Annotated in this window: 1 protein-coding gene; it reads left to right on the plus strand. The window is 69.3% G+C overall.

All coding sequences use genetic code 11. From position 1 onward, the window contains the following. On the plus strand, positions 1-3,976 hold a 3,976-nt coding region (locus LHJ74_RS34010), incomplete at both ends, for an SDR family NAD(P)-dependent oxidoreductase (protein ID WP_260222226.1).

Below are 3,976 nucleotides of genomic sequence, written 5' to 3' on the forward strand. Positions count from 1 at the left end.
GGAATTTGCGGCAGCCGGTGCAGTTCGAATCGGCAGTCCGGGCTTTGCTGGGTCGTGGTCACCGGGTGTTTATCGAGGCGAGTCCGCATCCGGTGTTGACGGTGGGTGTGCAGGAGACGATCGACGACGCTGATATTCCCGCTGCGACATTCGGGTCGCTGCAGCGAGACGAGGGCGGACTCGACCGCTTCACCACCTCCCTCGCCGAAGCATTCGCCCACGGCATCGACCTCGATTGGCGTGCCGTATTCTCCGGATCCGCTGTCCAGAGCATCGGCCTGTCCTTCGAGCACGCCGGTTCCGAGCCCGCATCGGCGAACGCAGCCGAGTCGCGCTTCTGGCAGGCTGTCGAAGAGGGGGATATCGCAGCACTCAACGACACGCTCGGCTTCACCGACAGCGACACCGCCTCCTCGTTCGATTCGGTCCTGCCGGCCCTGACCTCCTGGCGCCGCCGCCAGCAGGCCCGTTCCACCGCGGACGCCTGGCGATACCGCGTCACGTGGAAACCGGTCCCCACCACCCAGGGCCCTGTACCCCCGGCGGGGTCCTGGGTGGTGGCCACCCCTGCCTGTCCAGACGGACAGGACATGGCCAGCGCCACCATCCGTGCGCTCACCGAGCGAGGTGTCGACGTTCGCCCCGTCGAGATGGATCTGGCCAGTACCAACCGCGAGCAGCTGAGCAGGCAGCTGAGCGAGCTCACCCAGGACTGCTCGGAGCTGAGCGGAGTTCTGTCACTGCTGGCTTTCGATGAGGAGCCGCACCCGGCACACGCCGCCGTCACCCGAGGGCTCGCCGGCAACGTTGTGCTGCTGCAAGCTCTCGGAGACGCTCACGTTGACGCCCCACTGTGGTGCGCCACCCGCGGCGCGGTGTCCGCCGACGGACACGAGGGCGTCGACCGGCCCGGGCAGGCTCAGACATGGGGAATGGGCCGGGTCGCCTGCCTGGAGCACCCGGAGCGCTGGGGTGGGCTCGTGGATCTTCCCGAGCACCTCGACGAAGACGCCGCCCAAGCGTTCTGCGCCGTCCTCGCCGGCATCGACGGGGAGGACCAGCTTGCCGTCCGCTCCACGGGCGTGTTCGCGTCGAGGCTGGCTCGCGCGCCGCTTGCCGACACGGTGCCCACCCGGACGTGGACACCACGCGACACCGTGCTGATCACCGGTGGCACCGGCGGCGTCGGCGCCCACCTCGCCCGATGGGCGGCTCACAACGGCGCCGAACACCTGGTACTGGCCAGCCGGCGCGGACCCGAAGCCCCCGACGTGCCCCAGCTGCAACAGGAACTGGAGGAGCTCGGCATCCGCGTCACCATCGCCGCGTGTGACGTCGCAGACCGTGCCGCGCTCGCCCAGCTCATCCACAGCGTCGAGGCCGACGGGCCGCCCATCCGTGCTGTGGTGCACGCCGCCGGCGCCGCCCAGTTCCGCGCGCTGAACGACACCACCGTCGCCGACCTCGAGCACATCCTTGAGGCGAAGGCGGTCGGTGCCGCCAACCTGGACGACCTGCTCGGCGACTCGGTGGACGCCTTCGTACTCATCTCCTCCATCGCCGGAGTGTGGGGAGGCGGAGACCACGGTGGCTACGCGGCCGCCAACGCATACCTGGACGCACTGGCCGAGCACCGTCGCGCCCGCGGCCTGCCGGCCACGTCGGTCGCCTGGGGCATGTGGGCCGATGGCGGAATGAACCAGGCCGAAGGCGTCGAGCAACTGCGCAGGCGCGGTGTGCTGGGCATGCCGACCGAACTGGCCACTGCGGCCCTGTCCCAGGCCCTGGACCACGACGAGACGAGCGTCACCGTCGCCGACGTGGACTGGGAGCGCTTCGCGCCCTCCTTCGTCATGTCCCGGCGGCAGCCGCTGCTGGAAGACCTCCCCGAAGTCCGGCAGGCCCTCGGTCTCGACGGCACCGGACGCGACGAGGCCGCATCCGACTCCGAATGGGCACGACGCCTGGCCGCCCTGTCGGCAACGGAACAAATCCGCTCGTTGCTCGACCTCATCCGCACCCACGCAGCCGATGTGCTCGGCCACGACACCCCGGACACGGTGCAACCCGACCGGGCCTTCCGGGAGCTCGGCTGCGACTCGGTCACGGCGGTACAGCTGCGCAACCAACTCACCGCGGCAACCGGGCTGCGACTGCCGGCCACGCTCGTATTCGACTACCCCACCCCGGACGTCCTCGCCCAGCACCTCCAGGAAGAACTGCTCGGCGGGCAGAGCGCACCCGTCGCTGCCACCCCGGCGCAATCCGGCACCTCCGAGGAGCTCGTGGCGATTGTCGGGGTGGCGTGCCGTTACCCGGGCGGTGTCGAGACGCCGGACGACCTGTGGACGCTGGTTTCTGAGGGCCGGGACGCGGTGTCGGAGTTCCCGACCGACCGCGGCTGGGATGTCGACGGACTGTACGACCCGGACCCGGACAGTCCGGGCAAGACCTACCTGCGCCACGGCGGGTTCCTGGATGTAAGCGAGTTCGACGCGGCGCTGTTCGGGATTTCCCCGCGTGAGGCGTTGGCGATGGATCCGCAGCAGCGGCTGCTGCTGGAAACCGCATGGGAGCTTTTCGAACGCGCCGGAATGGATCCCTTGTCGCTGCGTGGCACCGACACCGGCAGCTACGTCGGCGCAGTCGCCTCCGACTACGTCACCGGGGCGCCCTATGTGCCCGAAGCGGTCGAGGGCTACGCCGTCACGGGCAGTGCCAGCAGCGTCATCTCCGGCCGCGTTTCCTACACCTTCGGTCTGGAGGGGCCGGCGGTGACGGTGGACACGGCGTGTTCGTCGTCGTTGGTGGCGTTGCATCTGGCGGCGCAGGCTCTGCGGTCCGGGGAGTGTTCGCTGGCTCTGGCCGGTGGGGTGTCGGTGATGTCGAGCCCGAAGGCGTTTGTGGAGTTCAGCAGGCAGCGGGGTCTGGCTGCTGATGGGCGGTGCAAGTCGTTTGCGGCTGCGGCCGATGGATTCGGGCCCGCTGAAGGTGTGGGTCTGCTGCTGCTGGAGCGGTTGTCGGATGCTGAGCGCAATGGGCATCCGGTGCTGGCGGTGATCCGTGGCAGCGCGGTCAACCAGGACGGTGCGAGCAATGGGCTGACGGCGCCGAACGGTCCGTCGCAGCAGCGGGTGATCCGGCAGGCGTTGGCGAATTCCCGGTTGTCCGCTGCTGAGGTGGATGTGGTGGAGGCGCATGGGACGGGGACCTCGTTGGGGGATCCGATCGAGGCGCAGGCACTGCTGGCTACCTACGGTCAGGGGCGGTCGGAGGAGCGTCCGTTGTGGCTGGGGTCGGTGAAGTCGAACATCGCGCATACCCAGGCTGCGGCCGGGGTGGCTGGTGTGATCAAGATGGTGATGGCGATGCGGCACGGGGAGCTGCCCCGGACGCTGCATGCGGAGGAGCCGTCGTCGCAGGTGGACTGGTCGGCGGGATCGGTGGCGCTGCTGACCGAGGCGCAGCCGTGGCCGGAGACTGATCGGCCGCGGCGGGCCGCGGTGTCCTCGTTCGGTGTCAGCGGCACCAACGCCCACGTCATTCTCGAACAAGCCGCACCGGGCGAGCCGGAATCCGCGCCGCCGGGCCAGGACGACACCGACGGTGGGACGGTCGATGTGCCGGTGGTGCCGTGGGTGCTCTCCGCGCAATCCGAAGCAGGCGTCCGTGCGCAGGCGGAGCGGCTGCACCAGCACCTGGTTGCCGACCCGAGCTTGCGTCCGAACGATGTGGGTCGTGCGTTGGCTACCAGCCGCGCGGCTTTGGAGCATCGTGCGGTCGTGGTCGGAGATGGCCGGGAGATGCTGCTCACCGGTTTGGATTCTCTGTCGCGTGGTGAGGGTGCCGCGGGTGTGGTGTCGGGTGTGGTTGGTGGTGGTGCCCGGACGGTGGTGATGTTTCCGGGGCAGGGGTCGCAGTGGGTGGGGATGGGCCGGGAGTTGTATGGGTCTTTCCCGGTTTTTGCTGAGGCGTT

The sequence above is a fragment of the Streptomyces gossypii genome (assembly GCF_025165795.1).
Lineage (GTDB): Bacteria > Actinomycetota > Actinomycetes > Streptomycetales > Streptomycetaceae > Streptomyces > Streptomyces gossypii.